This window comes from Mesorhizobium sp. M1A.T.Ca.IN.004.03.1.1 (assembly GCF_003997555.1).
In the GTDB taxonomy this organism is placed as follows: Bacteria; Pseudomonadota; Alphaproteobacteria; order Rhizobiales; family Rhizobiaceae; genus Mesorhizobium.
This window is the reverse complement of record NZ_RZTV01000519.1, coordinates 1-262: the sequence shown is the minus strand read 5'-3', so window position 1 is coordinate 262 and position 262 is coordinate 1. Positions and strand designations below refer to the sequence as shown.

Genomic DNA, 262 nt, shown 5'->3' with positions numbered 1-262 from the left:
GGCCTCGGCCAGCCGCAATATCGGCCAGAATCTCAACTTCGAGGATGACGGACCCAGCATCACGGCGAGCGGCACTCCACCGCAGGTGACAGTCGACGAGACCGTCCTGACGACCAACGCCACCGGTGACTTCTCAACCTCATTCACCTCGAATGCGGGCGCCGATGGCGCCGCTGCCACCATCTATGCGCTCGGCATCAGCCAGGCCGGCAGTGCCAGCGGCCTCACCGACACCGCAACCGGCCAGTCCGTGCTGCTCTAC

The 262-nt window shown here is 65.6% G+C and carries 1 protein-coding gene; it reads left to right on the top strand.

Annotated elements, in window-relative coordinates:
- On the top strand, window positions 1-262 hold a 262-nt coding region (locus EOD29_RS32715; protein WP_164763994.1), incomplete at both ends, for a DUF5801 repeats-in-toxin domain-containing protein.